The following is a 641-nucleotide window of genomic DNA, read 5'->3' on the forward strand; positions in this document are numbered from 1 at the left end:
ACCGGCAGGCGCGCAAACCAATGCTTTCCATGCTGAGAGGATAAACGTGAGCTGGCCAGGACGCTCGTTAGGGGTGATTAGGAACTGTTAGATTCTGTGGGTGTGCATCAGGTGTGACAGCTCGTCGCAGAGGGGCCGGTTAGGACCAATTTGTCACGCATTTTGCGCGAACGGGACTGGCTCGAGGAGGGCACAAGGCATCGCCAGGCGACCAACGCGCGGTGCGGGTTCGTGCAGTGCCTTCGCTGGACCGCGCTGCGGCGGTCATGTCCTGCCGAAAGCTCGGTCACATCGCGCCCATCTTGACGACTGCTTCCTCGAAACGCAGCGCGACTATACAAGGCGCCGCAGCGGCGACACTGGGCTGATCCTTGATCTCGATGCCGTCTCGTTCGGACCATTTTCGCTGCGTTCGCGGCTGCTGGAGAAGGACGGCGTGCCGGTCAAGCTCGGCAGCCGGGCGATGGACATTTTGCGGCTGCTCGTCAGCCGTGCCGGCGAGGTGGTGCCGAAGAACGAGATTCTCGCCTACGCGTGGTCCGGCCTCTCCGTCGAGGAGATCAGCCTGCGGGTCCATGTCGCGGAGCTGCGCAAGGTGCTCGGCGACGGCAAGGATGGCGCCCGCTACATCACCAACGTTC

General features: G+C 63.0%; 1 protein-coding gene. It reads left to right on the forward strand.

The window, feature by feature from the left end; translation table 11 throughout:
• Window positions 1-364 precede the first annotated feature (364 nt).
• A partial coding sequence (locus H1B27_RS39730; protein WP_197969786.1) for a winged helix-turn-helix domain-containing protein occupies window positions 365-641 on the forward strand: 277 nt, incomplete at its 3' end.

The organism is Bradyrhizobium diversitatis, from assembly GCF_016031635.1.
In the GTDB taxonomy this organism is placed as follows: domain Bacteria; phylum Pseudomonadota; class Alphaproteobacteria; order Rhizobiales; family Xanthobacteraceae; genus Bradyrhizobium; species Bradyrhizobium diversitatis.